This is a genomic window from Novosphingobium sp. BF6 (genome assembly GCF_058273105.1).
In genome coordinates, this window is sequence record NZ_CM177776.1 from 792,195 (window position 1) to 809,727 (window position 17,533).

17 protein-coding genes are annotated in these 17,533 nt (G+C 66.8%); 4 read left to right on the forward strand and 13 right to left on the reverse strand.

Annotated elements, in window-relative coordinates:
• The first annotated feature begins 134 nt into the window (after window positions 1–134).
• Together AC4D6D_RS18915 and AC4D6D_RS18920 are read left to right on the forward strand one after the other, a co-directional pair.
• Window positions 135–1,145 (forward strand): LacI family DNA-binding transcriptional regulator, encoded by a 1,011-nt coding sequence (locus AC4D6D_RS18915; protein ID WP_491328571.1) that lies wholly within the window; start codon window positions 135–137, stop codon window positions 1,143–1,145.
• A 6-nt stretch (window positions 1,146–1,151) separates the two neighbouring features.
• Window positions 1,152–2,015, forward strand: coding sequence for a shikimate 5-dehydrogenase (locus AC4D6D_RS18920; protein WP_491328572.1), 864 nt, complete (start codon window positions 1,152–1,154; stop codon window positions 2,013–2,015).
• A 7-nt stretch (window positions 2,016–2,022) separates the two neighbouring features.
• On the opposite strand, the gene AC4D6D_RS18925 is transcribed toward AC4D6D_RS18920, so the two are convergent.
• The 10 genes from AC4D6D_RS18925 to AC4D6D_RS18970 form a co-directional block, all read right to left on the reverse strand.
• Window positions 2,023–2,433, reverse strand: a complete 411-nt coding sequence (locus AC4D6D_RS18925; protein WP_491328573.1) for a Dabb family protein — start codon at window positions 2,431–2,433, stop codon at window positions 2,023–2,025.
• A 40-nt stretch (window positions 2,434–2,473) separates the two neighbouring features.
• Window positions 2,474–3,511 (reverse strand): LacI family DNA-binding transcriptional regulator, encoded by a 1,038-nt coding sequence (locus AC4D6D_RS18930; RefSeq protein ID WP_491328574.1) that lies wholly within the window; start codon window positions 3,509–3,511, stop codon window positions 2,474–2,476.
• Between the two features lie 77 nt (window positions 3,512–3,588).
• Entirely contained in the window at window positions 3,589–5,271 is a 1,683-nt protein-coding gene (locus AC4D6D_RS18935) for a GMC oxidoreductase (RefSeq protein ID WP_491328575.1), read from the reverse strand.
• A 25-nt stretch (window positions 5,272–5,296) separates the two neighbouring features.
• Window positions 5,297–6,142 carry a sugar phosphate isomerase/epimerase family protein gene (locus tag AC4D6D_RS18940; RefSeq protein WP_491328576.1) on the reverse strand — a complete coding sequence of 282 codons (846 nt, stop codon included), beginning with the start codon at window positions 6,140–6,142 and terminating at the stop codon, window positions 5,297–5,299.
• Window positions 6,139–6,699, reverse strand: coding sequence for a gluconate 2-dehydrogenase subunit 3 family protein (locus AC4D6D_RS18945; RefSeq protein ID WP_491328769.1), 561 nt, complete (start codon window positions 6,697–6,699; stop codon window positions 6,139–6,141). Before AC4D6D_RS18945 ends, AC4D6D_RS18940 begins: the two co-directional genes overlap by 4 nt.
• Complete coding sequence (locus tag AC4D6D_RS18950) at window positions 6,696–7,535, reverse strand: 3-keto-disaccharide hydrolase (RefSeq protein ID WP_491328577.1); 840 nt, start codon at window positions 7,533–7,535, stop codon at window positions 6,696–6,698. The genes AC4D6D_RS18945 and AC4D6D_RS18950 overlap by 4 nt, the downstream gene beginning before the upstream one ends.
• Before the next feature lie 17 nt (window positions 7,536–7,552).
• Entirely contained in the window at window positions 7,553–8,476 is a 924-nt protein-coding gene (locus tag AC4D6D_RS18955; RefSeq protein WP_491328578.1) for a hydroxypyruvate isomerase family protein, read from the reverse strand.
• Window positions 8,473–9,777, reverse strand: a complete 1,305-nt coding sequence (locus AC4D6D_RS18960; RefSeq protein ID WP_491328579.1) for an MFS transporter — start codon at window positions 9,775–9,777, stop codon at window positions 8,473–8,475. The genes AC4D6D_RS18955 and AC4D6D_RS18960 overlap by 4 nt, the downstream gene beginning before the upstream one ends.
• 63 nt (window positions 9,778–9,840) lie before the next feature.
• Complete coding sequence (locus tag AC4D6D_RS18965) at window positions 9,841–10,902, reverse strand: sugar phosphate isomerase/epimerase family protein (protein ID WP_491328580.1); 1,062 nt, start codon at window positions 10,900–10,902, stop codon at window positions 9,841–9,843.
• Window positions 10,899–11,267 (reverse strand): c-type cytochrome, encoded by a 369-nt coding sequence (locus AC4D6D_RS18970; protein WP_491328581.1) that lies wholly within the window; start codon window positions 11,265–11,267, stop codon window positions 10,899–10,901. Before AC4D6D_RS18970 ends, AC4D6D_RS18965 begins: the two co-directional genes overlap by 4 nt.
• 121 nt (window positions 11,268–11,388) lie before the next feature.
• Between AC4D6D_RS18970 and AC4D6D_RS18975 the strand changes: the two genes are divergently transcribed.
• Both AC4D6D_RS18975 and AC4D6D_RS18980 read left to right on the forward strand, forming a co-directional pair.
• Window positions 11,389–12,558 (forward strand): Gfo/Idh/MocA family protein, encoded by a 1,170-nt coding sequence (locus AC4D6D_RS18975; RefSeq protein ID WP_491328582.1) that lies wholly within the window; start codon window positions 11,389–11,391, stop codon window positions 12,556–12,558.
• A gap of 54 nt (window positions 12,559–12,612) precedes the next feature.
• Window positions 12,613–14,082, forward strand: coding sequence for a GGDEF domain-containing protein (locus AC4D6D_RS18980; protein WP_491328583.1), 1,470 nt, complete (start codon window positions 12,613–12,615; stop codon window positions 14,080–14,082).
• Window positions 14,083–14,107: 25 nt separating this feature from the next.
• On the opposite strand, the gene AC4D6D_RS18985 is transcribed toward AC4D6D_RS18980, so the two are convergent.
• The 3 genes from AC4D6D_RS18985 to AC4D6D_RS18995 form a co-directional block, all read right to left on the reverse strand.
• Window positions 14,108–15,352, reverse strand: coding sequence for a phospholipase A (locus tag AC4D6D_RS18985; protein ID WP_491328584.1), 1,245 nt, complete (start codon window positions 15,350–15,352; stop codon window positions 14,108–14,110).
• Between the two features lie 97 nt (window positions 15,353–15,449).
• Complete coding sequence (locus AC4D6D_RS18990; RefSeq protein ID WP_491328585.1) at window positions 15,450–17,159, reverse strand: cation acetate symporter; 1,710 nt, start codon at window positions 17,157–17,159, stop codon at window positions 15,450–15,452.
• Complete coding sequence (locus AC4D6D_RS18995) at window positions 17,156–17,497, reverse strand: DUF485 domain-containing protein (protein ID WP_491328586.1); 342 nt, start codon at window positions 17,495–17,497, stop codon at window positions 17,156–17,158. Before AC4D6D_RS18995 ends, AC4D6D_RS18990 begins: the two co-directional genes overlap by 4 nt.
• Between the last annotated feature and the right edge of the window lie 36 nt (window positions 17,498–17,533).

Here is a 17,533-nt window from a genome sequence, read left to right on the forward strand (position 1 = left end):
GTAGAAAACGTTTTCTCAAAGCTCTTGTCAAGAGAATGCTTGCGATCATGCGATGACGTGATGCATAGTCCGCGACAGGAGAGGGGCAATGTGCCCTAATTGGTGAGAACGATTTCCCGGATGGCGCATTGCGGATGACAGTAGGAATCAAGGACGTAGCGCGGGTCGCGGAAGTCTCGCCCGCCACCGTTTCGCGGGTGCTTTCGGGGCGCAGCGTCGATCCCGCGATGCAGGAACGGGTGCTTGCCGCGGTCAAGTCCACCGGCTATCGCCCCAACCTCGCCGCGCGGCGCCTGCGCTCGCAGCATACCAACACCATCGGCCTGATCGTCGCCGATATCCGCAACCCGTTCTTCACCGCCGTCTCGCGCGCCATCGAAAGCCTCGCCACCGCGCGCGGGCTGCGGGTGATCCTCTGCAACACCGACGAAGACCCGGCCAAGGAAGCCGCCTACCTCGAACTCATGCACGAGGAACGCGTGACCGGGGTTATCTTCGCGCCCTGTCGCCAATGGGTGGAAAAGGCCGAGCGACTGGAGCCGGGCTTCCCCGTCGTCCTGATCGACCGCAGCTTGGCCTCTGCCGGGCTGGACAGTGTTCTGCTCGACAACGAGCGCATGGCCGCCGAACTGGTCGCGCACCTTCACGCGCAGGGCCACCGCCGCGTCACCGGACTGTTCGGTGCCGCCAGCAGCACCGGCGCCGAGCGCCGCGCCGGTTTCGAACAGGCCGCGCGCAAGCTCGGCATGGATGTCACGACTATCGAGATGCCCCACGCCGCCGACGCGGCGAAGCGCGTGGTGACGGACCTGCTCTCGGCCCCGGTCCGCCCGGACGCGCTGGTTGCCAGCAACGGCGTCATGCTGCTGACCGTGCTGCGCGCGCTGCGCAACCTGAACCTCGAAGCGCCCGCCGATATCGCGCTGGCCGGGTTCGACAACAACGACTGGATGGAATTCGTCGGCGGCGGTCTCAGCGTCATCGAGCAGCCGGTCGAGGAGATCGGCCGCAATGCGATGACCATGCTGCTCGACCGCCTCGATCACCCCGACGCCCCGGCACGCAAGGTCGTGCTGGCCGGTCGCCTCATCGCGCGCGGATCGAGCGGCCCTCGTACCGCCACCACCCAGCCTACCGGAGCCTGACCAACCATGACCGACTTCAGCGCGAAGCAATCGATCGGCCGCGACACGCGCCTGTGCATGTCGCTCTCCGCCCGCCCGGGCAATGCCGGATCGCGCCTGCACAACACGCTCTACGGGCTGCTGGGGCTGGACTATGTCTACAAGTCCTTCTCCACCACCGACCTGCCCGCCGCCGTCGGCGGCCTGCGGGCACTGGGCATTCGCGGCTGCGCGATTTCCATGCCGTTCAAGGAAGCGGTGATCCCGCTGCTGGACGGGCTTGAGGATTCGGCCTGCGCCATCGACAGCGTGAACACCATCGTCAACGAGGGCGGCGTGCTGACCGGCTACAACACCGACTATACCGCCGTGCGCGATCTCGTTTCCCGGCGCGGCATCGATCCGGCCACGCCCTTCCTGCTGCGCGGCAGCGGCGGCATGGCCAAGGCGGTGGTCGCAGCCCTGCGCGATCTCGGCTTCCGCGACGGCACCGTGGTCGCCCGCAATGCCGAGGCAGGGCAGGCGCTGGCCGCACAATACGGTTTCCGCTGGTTACCCGAACTGTCTGAAGAGGGTGCGGCCATGCTGGTCAACGTCACCCCGCTCGGCATGGAAGGCGCGCAGGCCGACGAACTTGCCTTCACGCCCGCCCAGATTGCCGCCTGCGACGTGGCGTTCGACGTGGTGGCCCAGCCTGCCGAAACCCCGTTCATCAAGGCCGCGCTGGCAGCCGGAAAGACCGTCATCTCCGGCGCGGAAGTGATCGTGCTTCAGGCAATCGAGCAGTTCGTGCTCTACACCGGCATCCGCCCGAGCGCCGAGGCGGTGAAAGCGGCGGCCACCTTCGCCCACGGTGCCACGATGGCGCCGCGGCTGAACGACCTCGTGTGAGAGGTCGTTATTCCCTGACCACGGCCATGTCGTAGACCACGACTTTCGCCCAGAGCGGCTCGCAGGCCTTGACGAAGGCCAGGTGGAGAGGGTGATCCTGGTATGACTTCTGGTCTTCCACGCTGTCGAAGAACATCAGTTCGGACACGTCGTAGCTGGCATCGACGACATCGCGCGCCTCGGTGCTGGCCGGGATGCCGATCTCGAGGTTCCGGATCACGGGGATGCCCCGCAGGGTGCGCAGACCGGCAATCAGCCGGTCGCGATCCTCCTGCGATCCGGGCCGCTTGAGCCAGAAGAAGACGTGGTGGACCAGCCTGGGGCGCGTGGTCGCCGCCTCGGCTCCGGTCGCGGACAGGGCGATGCCGGTGCTTCCCAGGGCGATCATGGCCGCCAGTTCCCGTCTGCTTGCTTCCATGGTGCAGCTTTCCTTTTGCTGAGGGTGGGGGCGTTACGGATCATGGCGCAGGCCGACGCGCGATGGATTGGCGCATCATGATCGCGTGATCGAAGATCTCGTCGCTCACCCCGATCTGGGTCTTGCCGAGCGCGGCGATCAGGCACTGGGCGGCGCGGAAGGCCATGTCCTCGACCGGCTGCCGCACGACCGTCAGCGGCGGCCAGATGCGCGAGGCCAGGATGGTGTCGTCAAAGCCCGTGACCGTGAGGTCGGCAGGCAATTGCAGGCCCAGGCGGTTGGCTTCGGCGACGACACCGGCGGCGAGGTCGTCGCTGCTGCAGATGACCGCGGTCGGCCGGTCGGGCAGGGCCAACAGCCTGTGCGCCGCAGCCTGGCCCGATGCGTAGTCGAATTCGCCGTGCCGCACGATCAGGTCCGGCTCTTCGGAGAGACCGGCGTCGTGCAGCGCCGCGAGAAAACCGTCGAGCCGGGCCGCGACGACGCTGTACTGATCGGGACCGGCGACATAGGCGATGCGCCGGTGCCCCCCGGCGATGACCTCGCCGGTAAGCGACAGCATGGCGGCGCGGTTGTCGATCCGGACGGTGGTCATGTCGGACATCGCCGTGCCGGTGGCGATCGCGGCGAGCGGAACGCCCAGTTCCGGCACGATGGCCGATCCGCTGAGCTGCTCGGCAAAGGGCGGGATCAGCAGCAGTGCATCGGCGCCGGAGCGCACGAGGTCCTGCGCCATGCGCTCGGCGGCTATCCGGCTGACGCCGCCGCCGTCGCGCAGGATCAGTTGCAGGCCGTGGGCATTGGTCGCGCGCAGGGCGCCTACCAGCACGGCATCGAGGAAAGGCGTGCGCCGGTCGCTGTAGAGCAGGCCCACGGTGGTTGCGCGTGATTTGGCGAGCCGCCGCGCGGCCAGATTGGGAACATAGCCCAGTTCCGCGATCGCCGCCCGAACCGTGGCGACCGTTGCCGGGCTGGCGCGTCCGGCGCCGTTGATGACGTTGGACACGGTCATGGCGGACACGCCTGCGCGCTGCGCGACCGCGCGGATCGTCACGCCGTTTTCGTTGCGCCTCGCCATCAGAATCGTAATTCCATATGCTCCGATAGCGGGTTTCCAGCGCCTTCACAGCGTTGAAAACCCGCGTGCAGCCCGTGTCAGATCGTGCCCGCCTTCAGGCCCTTCACCGCGTGATCCACTGCCCGCGCGGTCAGTGCCATGAAGGTCAGCGAGGGATTGACGCAAGAGATCGACGCCATCTGCGCCCCGTCGGTGACGAAGAGGTTGGAGGCGTCATGCGCTTGGCTCCACTTGTTGAGCACCGAGGCGCGCGGATCGTCGCCCATGCGCGCGCCGCCCATCTCGTGGATGGCATCGCCCGGTACATGCTCCTTGACGTTGCTCTCGACGTTCTTGAGGCCCGCTGCGCGCAGCATCTTTTCGCCCTGCTCGCGGGCATCGGCCATCATGCGCATTTCGTTGTCGCGGAAGGTGACGTCGAAGCGCATCAGCGGCAAGCCGAAGCGATCCGCCTTGTTCGGGTTCAGCGAGACGCGGTTGTCCTCATACGGCAGGCATTCGCCGAAAGCGCCCATCTGGAACTTCCAGCCGCTGTAACGGCGCATGCCTTCCTTCATCGAAGCACCGAAGCCGACCGGCTTGGACGGTTCGCGATAGGCCCCGCCCTGATAGCCGTAGCCGCGCCGGAAGCCGAGATCCTCGTCCCTGCCGTTGTTGCGGAAGCGCGGCACGTAGATGGCGCCGGGGCGGCGGCCATATTCGATGAATTCCTCCATGCCGGGAATATCGCCCTTCACGCCGACGCGGAAGATATGGTCCATCACATAGCGGCCCAGCGTGCCGCTGGTGTCGAAGTGGCTGCGCTCGCTGCCCTCGGCGCGCGAATTCATGAGGATCTGCACCGAGCCGAGCGTCGAGGCATTCAGGAAGACGACTTTCGCGCGCACCACTTCCGCCTGCCCGGTCTTGGCATCGATGAAGCGGACGCCGGTGACTTTCTTCGTGGCCGGATCGTATTCGAGATTGGTGACCACCGCATCGCTGCGCAGCGTCAGGCGCCCGGTCGCGCGGGCGGCGGGCAGGGTGACCGCCTGCGTCGAGAAATAGGCGCCGAACGAGCAGCCGTTGCCGCACTGGTTGCGCAGCTGGCACTTGGAGCGGTTCTGCTCGGGCTTGTCCTCGGTCATGTTGGACAGGCGCGCATTGATCATCTTGCGGCCGGGGAAGGCCGATTCCAGCCGCTGCTTCATCCATTTTTCGGCGATGTTCATCGGCATCGGCGGCTGGAACTCGCTGTCCGGCAGATAGTCGAGGTTCTCGCGCGATCCCGATACGCCGATGTACTTCTCGACGTAGCTGTACCAGGGCGCGAGGTCGTCATAGCCGATCGGCCATTCGCCGCCGATGCCGTCGCGCTTGTTCGCCTCGAAATCGGCGGCGCTCCAGCGGAAGCTCCACCGGCCCCAGATCAGCGACTTGCCGCCGACGGCAGCCGGGCGGATCCAGTAGAACTTGCTGCCTTCGCCGTAGTCGTAGGGGTTCAGCCGGTCGTTGTTGTAGAAGGCCTGGTTGCTGGGCGCGACATAGCCGTGCTGGGCGATGAAGTAGTCGCTGTCGCGCAGCGTGTCGGGCATGATGTTGCGCGCGGGCACCTCGTAGGCGGGCTTGCCGTCATAGGTATAGTCGTCGACGTGCTCGACCATGTGGCCGCGATCGAGCATCAGCACGCGCAGACCCTTTTCGGTCAATTCCTTGGCGGCCCAGCCGCCGCTGATGCCCGAACCGATGACGATCGCATCGAACCTGTCCGTAGTAGCCATCGTGATCCTCTCCCTGATCGGAAAATCAGAACTTGAGCGCGTTGAGCGTCTGGAAGCTCTTGGTGATGTCCGGCAGATAGGGCGCGGGCGACTGGTCGTTCTCGACGTAGAAGTGCTGCGCCCCGGCGAGCCCGTTGAGCTTGAAGATAGAGGCGAAGTCGATCGTGCCGAGGCCCACCGAGGTCATGCTGCGGTCGGGGCGCATGTCCTTGACGTGATAGGCATAGACGCGGCCCGCGAGGCTGCGGATCAGCGCCTGCGGGTCCTGTCCCGCATGGATCGCCCAGTAGAGATCGAGTTCGATCTTCACCAGCGCCGGGTTGCAGGCCTTTACCAGACGGTCGAACAGGCTGACGCCGTCCGGCTTCACGGTGAATTCGAAGTCGTGGTTGTGATAGGCGAAGCCGAGGCCGACCGCCTTCAACTGCTCACCGAAGCGGTTGATATTGACGAGGGCAGCATCCCACGCCTCGGCATTGCGGTACTTGTCGACCATGTAGGGCAGGACGATCGTGTCCGCGCCCAGCGTCTTGGCCATGGCGACGCTGGCATCGAACGTGTCCAGCAGGGCATCGTAGCCGACATGGATGGAAGGTGCCTTCAGGCCAAGCCGGTCCATGGTCTTGCGCAGCAGCGCATGGTCCATGGCATCGTAGCCGCCGCCGCCGTATTCGACCTCGCGGTAGCCGATCTTCGCCACCTTTTCGAGCGTGGCGACCGGATCGGCGGCGAAGAGTTCGCGTACCGTGTAGAGTTGCAGGCCGATGCTGCGGAGCTGCGCGGCGCGGGCGAGGCCCGCGACGAGGGGCTGGGCCGCGAGCACGGCGGCACCGCCGGCGCCCAACATCATGGAACGACGATTGAGGATCATGCCGAATAGACCTTGTTGACCTGAGAATAGGGGAAGGCGCCGTTGTATTCGCCGGGGACCGGCAGGTATTCGCGCTCCTGCGTCATGCCGATCTCGGAGGTGTAGTAGCCGACGATCACCATCTGCCGGAACGCCTTGAAGAACTCCTCGCCGTCGGGAATCTGGTCGTTCATCACCAGGGTCAGCAGGGCGTCCTGTTGCTCCGGTTTGGCCTGGACGGCGGGAACCTTGTAGTCCTGCCAGCTGCGGGCATCGATTTCCGCGAGGCCCGACAGGATCGGCAGGCGGTCTTCCGCCAGGGCCCAGTCGGCCAGCAGCTTCTCGACATAGGCGGGAACGCCGGCGGCGATGGCGCCGGGCGTGTCGGTGGTGGGGATGACCCGCTCGCAAAGCGCGGTCATCAGCGCCCGCTGGTCCGGCGTGAAGACCTGCAGGCGCGGTACGCCCTGGTCGATCGTCGGAGGGGCGGCGAGACCCGCGGCGCGGGCGAGCGGGGCGAAAACCTGGGCGCCGAACAGGGCGAGCATGCCGCCAAGCGCGTGTCTGCGATCCATTATCGTTGTACCCCTTTCAGGTCCTGGGCGCTGGCTTCTTTTGGCGCCTCTTCCGGGAGGGGCCGGACCCAGATGTTGCGGAAGGAAACCGGCGAATCGTGGTCCTGCAACTGGATCGGCGCCTTGTCTGCATGCGCCGAATATTGCGCGACCTTGCGCCAGGCGGTCGTGCCCAGCATGGCCTGATGGTTCTGCACCAGCACGCCGTTCAGTAGCACCGTAACATAGGCCGGGCGAACCAGACCGCCGCTCGCATCGAAGCGCGGGCGTTCGAAAACGATGTCGTAGCTCTGCCACTCCCCCGGCGGGCGGGAGGGGTTCACCAGCGGCGGCTTCCAGGCATAGACCGCGCCCACGGTGCCGTCGGCGTAAGTCGGGTTGTCATAACCGTCGAGGATCTGGACTTCGTAGCGCTGCATGAACCAGATGCCGCTGTTGCCCCGGTCCTGCGAACTCTTCTGCGGCGGATTGGGCGAGCGGAATTCGAGGTGCAATTGCACGTCGCCGAACTCCTGCTTCGAGATCAGGTTGTTCTCGCCGCCGCTCTTCGCCCGGGAGGGCACGGTCATGACTCCGTTCTCGACCGTCCAGGGGCCGCGCTCGCCGCGCCAGGCATCGAGCGAGGTGCCGGAGAACAGCACGACCGCATCGGACGGCGCGCCGCCGGGCGCGGCTGCGGGCGTGATGACCTTGGGCGCCGGTCGGTCCGGATCATGGACGTGCCATGGGCCGCCCGGCAGTATCGGCGTATCCTTGAATCCCGGCTTGTCCTGCGCTTCGACCAATGAGCAGGCGCCGATAGTGACTGCCAGCAGCACGCCGATCGGGATGATCTTCATCCTCTCGCTCCCCTTGCTTATGTTCTGTCGATAGCCCGATAGGCGGCGACCAGCCGCTCCTCGCCCTCGCGTCCGGCCAGCGAATTGCCGTGTTCCATGCCGATCACTCCGGCATAGTTACGGGCGCGCAGCCAGCGCACGACATTGGCGTAGTTGATTTCGCCGGTTCCCGGTTCCTTGCGGCCGGGATTGTCGCCGAACTGGATATAGCCGACTTCCGCCCAGCAGGCGTCGAGCGTCGGGATCAGGTTTCCGGACTGGATCTGCTCGTGATAGAGGTCGGCCAGAACCTTGACGCCGGGGCTGTCGGCCCCGCGCGCGACGGCATAACCCTGTGCGATCGACTGCATGAACACGCCGGGGTGGTTGGTCCGGGTGTTGAGCGGCTCCATCACCAGCGTCAATCCGTGCGGCGCGACGATGTCTCCGGCGCGGCGCATGCAGTCGATGATCCGGCCGGTCTGGATCGCCTCGGGCACCTTGCGGTCCATGAAGCCGGTCACGACCGTCATGTGCTTGGCATTCAGCCGCTTCGCGACTTCGATCGAGGTGCGGATATCGGCCAGGAAGGCCTCCCGCTCGCCGTCGTCGTTGCCGCCGAGCACGGGGCGGAAGTCGGCCCACCTCGGCATGCTGGCGACGAAGACACCCATTGTCATGCCGCGCTGCGACAGGGCGCGGGCCATGGCTTCCTGCTGCTCGACCGGGCGGTTACGCGCTTCGTTATCCTCCCAGGCGCGGAAGCCCTGATCGGCGGCGAAGGCGATCTGTTCGATCAGGCCGCCCCGGCTGGCGAAGCTGCCCTCGTGCGGGGCATAGCCGAGCGAGAAATGCGCGGCGTTCGAGCCGCCCTTGCTGGTAGCCGCCGAGAGGGCGGGGGCAGCGGCTGCGGTGGTGGCGGCAAGGCCGGTGACGATCACGCCGCGACGAGTCAGGCTCATGCCGCGCCCTCCGCGACGGAAGCGCTCGGGCGGGCGGAGCGCCGTTCGGCCAGCCAGACGGCGCCGAAGACAACGAGCAGAGTCAGCGGCACGAAGGTCAGCCGCGCGAAGGACTGCGAGGCGGCGGCGTCTTCCACGGCGCGCAGCGCGGCGCCGTTCAAGCGGGTGAAGGCTTCCGGTCCGCCCGCGATCTCCACTTTCGCCTGGTCGAACATCTCGCCGAGGCGCGGCAGGACGAAGAAGCTCGCCAGCGCGCCCGCCGATCCGACCAGTCCCAGCGTCCAGGAGTCGCCGCGCGGATAGCGTTCGGCGACCGAGGCCAGCATCGTCGGCCACATGGCGCAGACGCCAAGGCCCCAGACGGTCGAGGCGAGGATCGCGGAAACCGGCGACTGTGCCTGCGACAGCAGGAACAGGCCGATCGCGGCTAGCAGGCTCGATACCCAGAGCAGGCCCGGATTGGAGAGACGCCCGGCGATGCGCCCGGCAAAATGGCGGAACACGAACATCAGCGCGCTGACGTAGACCAGCAGCAGGATGCCGCGCATGCCGACCCGGTTGCTGAGCGCGACGTCGATCCACTGGCCCGGCGCCAGCTCCGAGGAGGCGGTCAGGAACATCGCGCCGAACCACACGAAGAAGCTGGGACGGCGCACCACTTCCAGCATCATGTCCTTTATCGCCCGGCTACCGGCGGCGGCGGGAGGCTCGGGGAAGCGGGTCGTCGCGCCGATCAGGATGACGAAGACGGCGGGGAGGTAGACCAGCGCCATGATCGCCTGCCAGGGCAGCAGCGGGGCCAGGAACACACCGGCCAGCCCGCCGACGATCAGCCCGCCCGGATACCAGGCGTGGAGCACGTTCAGACGATGCGTGGTGTCTTCGGGATAGAGCCGCGCGGTCAGCGGATTGATCGAGGCTTCGGCAAAGCCCCAGCCGATGCCGCTCAACAACATGCCCAGCCAGACCAGATGGTAGACGGCCATGCCCTTGGCGAAGAGGCCCGCGCCGACGATCAGCGTCGTGCCGATCAGGAAGGCTATGCCGCAACCGATCAGGACGCGGCGGATGCCGATCCTGTCCAGCACCGCGCTGACCACGAAGACGGTGATCGAGAAGCCGAGGAACGCCGAGCCCAGCGCCGCCCCGATCATTTCCCCCGCCGCGATCGGCGCGACGGGATCGATCCACTCCGCCTTGAGGCTGCTCGCCACGGCGGCGCGCAGCGCTGCGCTCATCGACGCTGTAAACAGCGCCAGCACGCTCAGCCAGAACAGTCTTTGCCGGTTTATGCCCGTCATGCCCGATCCTCTACCCGTTTGCCCCGCGTATTATCTGTTGTCGGGGTCATTCTTGCCTTGCCGTCAGGACAGCCCCAACCAGCGGCGGTTGTCGGCGGGATCGCCGCCTCCCGCAAAATCGTCGAACGCCCGTTCCGGGCGGCGGATCATGTGTGCCTCGATGAAGGGCGCGCCTTCGCGGGCGCCGTCCTCGGGGTGCTTCAGACAGCACTCCCATTCCAGCACGGCCCAGCCCGCGTATCCGTACTGGGTCAGGCGCGAGAAGATGCCGGTGAAATCGACCTGTCCGTCCCCCAGCGAACGGAACCGGCCGGGACGATCGACCCAGTCGGCATAGCCGCCGTAGACGCCCGCCCGCCCGGTAGGATTGAACTCCGCATCCTTGACGTGGAACATCCTGATGCGGTCGTGGTAAATGTCGATGAACTGGAGATAGTCCATCGCCTGCAACACGAAGTGGCTGGGGTCGTAGAGAATATTGGCGCGCTGGTGGCCGCCGACGGCATCGAGGAACCGTTCGAAGGTCAGCCCGTCGTGCAGGTCCTCGCCCGGATGGAGTTCGTAGCAAAGGTCGATGCCCTCATCCTCGAAGGCATCGAGAATGGGCCGCCATCGGCGTCCGAGTTCCGTGAAGGCTTCCTCCACGAGACCCGCCGGGCGCTGCGGCCAGGGGTAGACGAAGGGCCAGGCCAGAGCGCCGGAAAAGGTCGCATGCGCAGACAGCCCCAGGCGCCGACTGGCCCTGGCGGCGAGCTTCATTTGATCGACGGCCCAGGCCTGCCGCTCGGCGGGCTTGCCGCGCAGTTCGGGCGGCGCGAAATTGTCGAAGGCGGCGTCGTAGGCGGGATGAACCGCGACCAGCTGGCCCTGAAGATGGGTGGACAGTTCGGTGATCTCGACCCCCGCCTCGCGGCAGCGCCCGGCCAGTTCGTCGCAATAGTCCTGGCTTTCCGCCGCCAGCGCGAGGTCCATGCAGCGAGGGTCGTTACTGGGCACCTGGATGCCCTTGTAACCGGCTTCGGCCATCCAGCGCGCAGCATTGTCCAGCGTGTCGAACGGCGCGGCGTCGCCCATGAACTGCGCGAGGAAGATCGCCGGACCGCGCATGGCCTTGTTCTCCGTCATTTCAGGCTCTTGAGATAGGCGATGATCGCCGCGCGCTTGGCCGGGTCCGGCGTGCCGATCGGCATGCGGGTGCCGGGCACTTTCTTCGCGGGCGCCGCCAGGAACGTGTCGAGGCTCTGATCGTCCCAGCGCAGCTTGGCGCCCTTGAGCGCCGGGGAATAGTTGAAACCGGGGGCCGAAGCGGCTTGCCTGCCCGCGACGCCATTCAGGTTGGGGCCGATACCGTTCTTTCCGCCCTTGTCCACGGTGTGGCAGGCGCGGCAGGCGTTGAAGGCGGAAGGCGCCGTTTGGGCCATAACCGGCACGGCAAACATCGCGGCAACGGCAGCGATCGGTGTCAGGCAGAGGCTTGCTGTCATGCGCATCCTCGACTCTCCATATTTCTTATTGCGTTTTTTCTCGTTGCCTAACGTTTACCGGTAAATCATATCGGATCAAGGCCTGAATTTGAGGGGCTTATCGCATATGAAGAAAAAGGAGAGGGTGATGCCACGGACTTTGCGTCTCGCTATGGCCGGAGGTGGCGAGGGCGCCTTCATCGGGGCGATCCACCGCGCGGCGGCTGCTCTGGATGGGGACTGGCGACTGGTGGCCGGGGCCTTCAGCAGCGATCCGGAACGCAATCGCCGCTCGGGTGAAGGGCTGGGTATCGCGCCGGATCGCGTTTACGTTTCGCTGGAAACCCTGCTCGCGGCGGAAGCCGCCCTGCCGGAAGGAGAGCGGGTGGATGCGGTGTCGATCGTCACCCCCAACCACCTCCACGCGCCCATGGCGATCGCCGCGCTGGACGCCGGTTTCCACGTCTTCTGCGAAAAGCCGATGGCGCTGAACATGGAAGAGGCCGAAGCGATCGCGCAGGCTGCGGCGCGTTCCGGCCGCCACTTCGCGCTGGCCTTCACCTATAGCGGCTATCCGCTGGTGGAAGAGGCCCGCGCCCGGGTGGCGCGCGGTGATTTCGGCAAAGTCCGGCTGGTCCAGGTCGAATATTCGCAGGGCTGGCTCAGCCAGCCGATCGACCGCGACGGCAACAAGCAGGCGGAATGGCGGACCGATCCCGCCCGCGCCGGGCTGGGCGGCTGTCTCGGCGATATCGGCACCCACGCCTTCCACCTTGCCGAACATGTTTCGGGGCTGCGGGTACAGGAACTCTGTGCCGACCTGACGACCCATGTGCCCGGCCGCAGGCTCGACGATGATGTCAGCGTGCTGCTCCGCCTCGATCACGGCGCGCGCGGGGTGCTCAAGGCCACGCAGGTCGCAGCCGGGGACGAGAACGGGTTGAAGCTGCGCATTCACGGCGAGCGCGGGGGTCTGGAATGGTCGCAGATGGAGCCGAACAGCCTCGTGCTGCGCTGGCTGGATCGTCCAACCGAGATCGTCCGCGCGGGCGGGCCGGGCCTTGCCGAGTCCAGCTTGCGCCGCCTGCGCACCCCCGCGGGACATCCGGAAGGCTATATCGAGGCTTTCGCCAACCTCTACCGCGCCTTCGCACAGTGCATCGCGGGTGAGGATGCGGCGGCCGCTTTCCCCTCGGTCGAGGACGGGCTGCGGACGATGGCCTTCGTCGAAACCGTCCTGGACGATGCCGCATCGGATCGAAAGTGGACGCCTCTCGCCGCTGGCCAGGAGAGCGTGAAGGCGGCCGCGAAGCGATAGCTTAACCTTTGAGACCTAGGGTCTTACCGGATTGCGATCAGCGCGGACAAGGCCATGAAAGTCATTACCGGTCCTCAGTCGGCAGACAGGGAGGGCGTCGCGGCCAGGTTCGTGGCCTTGTTTGCCTTGGTTCTGGTCGCGCTGCATGGCCTTGTCCTGCTGGCGGGCGCTGCTTCCGGAACTTTCGCCTTCCTGATCGGCAGCCCGGTGCTGGCGGGCATCCTCTGCCTGCTGCGAGCGAAGCGGGACGGGTGGGAAGGCTGGTTGCCGCTGGCCGCCGCCATGCTGCTCTGGGCGGGGGGCATGGCCGCCACCATGTTCGGCTTGATGGCGATGGACGTCGAGAGCGAGATGAGCCTCAGCATGTTGCTCTACGTGCTCTACGGCGTACCGATCATTTTCGCCCTCGCCAGCCCGGCCGAGGAAGCGTGGTACGTTCGCGTGGTCGACGCACTGCTGGCCGGGGCGCTCGGCTACGTGTTCTTCCGCTATGTCTCGATCATGTCGACCATGGAGGGGACCGGGATGGCGGGCGCCGCGGCGCTGCGACTGATGTTCGATGTCGAGAACGTCTATATCCTCGCTTTCGCGGGCTTGCGCCTTGCCGCTTCCACCGATGCCGGGCAGAGCCGCTTCCTGCGCGTGCTGACCGCTTACGCGGGCCTCTACATGCTGGTCGCGGCCTATATCAACCACGCCGAATGGGAGAGCGACTTCGGCCATTGGCCCGACCTCCTGATCGACCTGCCCTTCCTGTCTCTGGCCGTGGCGGCGGTGGGAACGCCCCGGTTTTCGGTGCCTGCGGCCTCCCGGCGTTTTGCGCTGGTCGTCAAAGCGGGCAGTCCGTTGATGATCCCGGTCACGCTCTTGACCGTCTCGGCGCTGCTGGTCGGCCATGACGTGACCCTGGTGCTGACCGGGGCCTTTTTCGCGACGGCGGGTTACGGGATTCGCAGCGTGCTGGTGCAGCTACGCAGCTACGACGAGCAGGATCGGCTGACCCACCTGTCGCACAACGATGCCCTGACGGGGGTGGCGAACCGGCGGCTGTTCGACGAAGTGCTCCAGCGCGAAGTCCTGCGGGCGCAGCGCGACCGGACGCCGCTGGCCCTGCTGATGATCGATATCGACCACTTCAAGTTGCTGAACGACCATCTCGGCCATCCGGTGGGCGACGTGCGGCTGCGCAGCGTTGCCTCGGCGCTCCAGGCCTGCGCGAGGAGCGGCAGCGATCTCGTGGCGCGTTATGGCGGCGAGGAGTTCGCCGTGATTCTGCCCCGGACCGAGGCGAGCCAGGCGGTGCCGCTGGCCGAGCGTATGCGCGCGGCAGTGGAGGACATGCACCTTACGTCACCCGCGCCGGGCGGGCGGGTGACGGTGAGCATAGGGCTCGCCCATTTCATGTCCGGAACTGCGGACGCCCAAGCCTTGATCGATAGCGCCGATCGCGCGCTTTACGAGGCCAAGCGCGGGGGGCGCAATTGCGTCGGCACGAATCTGGAACGGGCGCTGGAAGCGGTCTGATCACGTTTTCGCGCCGACCCTGCCGTCAGCGCACGAGGGCCACGCCGAGACGCAGGCGCGTGATGCGGCGGTTGTAGTCCAGCAGGTTCTCGCCATAGCCGGCGAAGCTCTGCGCGAAGAGGTAGAAGTCCGGCCCGCCGCCCAGCAGGCGGCGCAGCGGATAGGACAGGTCCGCCGAGATCGCGCCCTTGCCGCTGCCGAAATTGAAGCGGCTGGACGAGGACAGGCGCAGCCCGTCCGCCTCGCCGATCTCCACGAAGAGGCCGGTATTGCCGCGATAGCGGCGGATATCCGGGTTGTCCGAAAGGTCGCCGGCGTAGAACCATGCGCGCGGTGCCACCGTCAGGCGGAGATCGCCGCCCAGCGAGAAGGCTGCCGCCGGGGCGAGATAGACGGTGTTGAGACTGCGGGAGGACAGGCCGTCGCGCCCGTTCGATTCGTGCCGCAGGCCCACTTGCGCGCTGACCGTGGCCTTGTCCGAAAGGGCCTTGGGCGGGGTGATGTAGAACACCTCGGGCTGGAAATCGATGTTGCGGAACGGCGAGGAATTTGCGCCGAGGTCCCAGAACATGCGCTGGGTATAGGCGAAGTAGAGGCCGTCGCCCAGCGCGGCACGGTCCGCCCGCGCGCGGCTGCCGAAGAGCTGGTACTTGAAACTGAGCTGGATGCGTGCCTCGTCGTTGGTGCCGGGGCCGTAGACGGCGTAGATCGGCTCGTAGGCGCTCATGTTCTCGATGAAGGCATTGCCCACGGTGCGGTCGCTCGGCGGCGGGGTGACGGGAACTTGCGCAGGCGCAGGATCGGCGGCGGCGATCCTCGCTTCCACCGCGTTCGGGGATGCCGCGGGCGCGGAAGCCGGAGCCACGGCCAGTGTCACCGACTGGCCGCCCCAGCCGGGTACCGAGAGCAGCGCGCCGTCGGCGACGTCGGTTGCCGCCAGCCGGTAGCGGGCGCTTGCGAAGCTGCCGGGTGCGACGGGGAGCGCGGCCGGCGTCGCGGTGTCGCGGCGAAGAGTGACGCTGCGGCCCCGCCCGAAGGCGCCGGGGCGGGAAAGGCGAGCCTCGACGGTTTCGGGCAGTTCGGCGGTGACGGCTGCGGTGCCGGTATTTAGCAGGCGCACGTCCACTTGCGCGCTGCCGTCCTCGCCGGGCGCGACGTGGCCGATCAGCCGCTCGACCCCTTCCTGCGCCATGGCGGGGCCGGGTAGCGCCAGGAGCGCGAGCGCGGCGCCGAAGCCTGCCGTGGATGCCGAAGTGAAACGCTTTATCATGAATGCAGGTGCCGTCCGTTGCCGATCAGTCCCACCGTAGCATGATTTTCTCCCTTGCGGGCAAGCCTCGGCGCGGGCGGCGAGCAGGGAGGCGCGGTCAGTGCGTGCTGGCGGTGGCGGCGCCGATCCCGGTTTCGGAGCGGACGCGCTGTTCGAGATAGCCCGCGCGATCGACGGCCGCGCGGCCGCTGCGGTCGAGGCGGGACACGATCCAGATCGTGAAGAAGGCAAGCGGCATCGAGAACAGCGTCGGTGACGTGAACGGGAAGATCGCCTCGCCATGCCCCAGCACCGAAACCCAGACCGCCGGAGACAGCACGGTCAGCACCAGTGCCAGGGCCAGCCCGATCGACCCGCCCCAGACGATCCCGCGCGTCGTGCAGCCCTTCCACAGCACCGAGAGCAGCAGCACCGGGAAATTGCCCGATGCCGCCAGTGCAAAGGCAAGGCTGACCATGAAGGCTACGTTCTGGTTCTCGAACAGGACGCCAAGCAGGATCGCGACGACTGCAAGCACCAGCACCGTCCGCCGCGATACCCGCAGTTCGTCCTCGGAACTCGCCTGCCCCTTGCGCAGGACCGAGGCGTAGAGATCGTGGCTGACGGCGGAGGCGCCGGCCAGGGTCAGCCCGGCGACGACGGCCAGGATCGTCGCAAAAGCGACCGCGCAGACGAAGCCGAGGAACAGGTCTCCGCCGACCGCATCCGCCAGATGGAGCGCGGCCATGTTGCCGCCGCCGCGCAGGGCACCCGTCGCTGGATCGAGGAAGGCCGGTTCGGTGGCGACCATCACGATCGCGCCGAAGCCGATGATGAAGGTCAGGATATAGAAATAGCCGATCCAGCCGGTCGCCCAGAGCACCGACTTGCGGGCGGCCCTGGCATCGGGAACGGTGAAGAAGCGCATCAGGATATGCGGCAGGCCCGCCGTCCCGAACATCAGGGCCATGCCGAAGGAGATCGCCGAGACCGGGTCCTTGATGAAGTTGCCTGGCCCCATGATAGACCGCCCCTTGGCCGCCGCCGTTGCCGGATCGGCCCCGGCCTCGCTTGCCAGCGCCGTCTTCACTTCGACGGCGCGGGCGAAGAGGGCGTCGGGGGAGAAGCCGAAGCTGGCCAGCACGGCGAAGGCCATCAGCGTGGCGCAGCCCAGCAGCAGCACGGCCTTGATGATCTGGACCCAGGTGGTGGCGATCATGCCGCCGAACAGGACGTAGAGCGTCATCAGCACGCCGACGATCACCACGGCATAGGAGTAGGGCAGCCCGAACAGCAGCTTGATGAGCTGCCCCGCCCCGACCATCTGGGCGATCAGGTAGAACAGCACCACGGCCAGCGTGCTGGATGCGGCGAAGAGCCGCACCGGAGTCTGGGCGAAGCGGAACGAGGCGACGTCCGCGAACGTATAGCGGCCGAGGTTGCGCAGGCGCTCCGCCAGCAGGAACAGGATGATCGGCCAGCCGACCAGGAACCCGGTCGAGTAGATCAGTCCGTCATAGCCGTCGGCAAAGATCTGCGCGGAAATGCCGAGGAACGAGGCCGCCGACATGTAGTCGCCGGCGATCGCCAGTCCGTTCTGGAAACCGGTGATGCCGCCGCCCGCGGTGTAGAAGTCGGCGGTGGTGCGGGTCTTGCGCGCGGCCCAGCGGGTGATCCCGAGGGTGGCGAGGACGAAGATGCCGAACATCAGGATCGCGGGCCAGTTCGTGGCCTGTTGCTGCGTCTGTCCGGTCAGGGCATCGGCAAGGGCGGGAAGGGGAAGGCAGCAGGCCAGAGCGAGCGCAGCGGCGCCGAGACTGCCCTTCACTGCGCGGCGTCCTTGCGGATGGCCGCTACCATCGGATCGAAATCGCGGTTCGCGCGCAGGACGTAGAGGCCGGTGAGAGCGATCCCCACGAGGATCACGCCGAGGCCGACCGGAATGCCCCAGGTCGTCGTCGCCTCGCCGATCGGCCGGGCCAGCAGGTCCTTGCGAAAGGCGATCACCAGAATGAAGCCGAAGAAGACGGCGAGCATCGCGCCGGTCAGGATCCAGCCGAAGCGGGCGCGGCGGCGGACCAGTTCGCGGTAGCGCGGATCCGAGGCGATCTCGGCCAACGACATCACGGTATCGTTTTCGCTCTCCACGTCCTCATGCCCCTTCATGCCGGCTTTATGGGCCGACTTTATGGGGAAGACTAT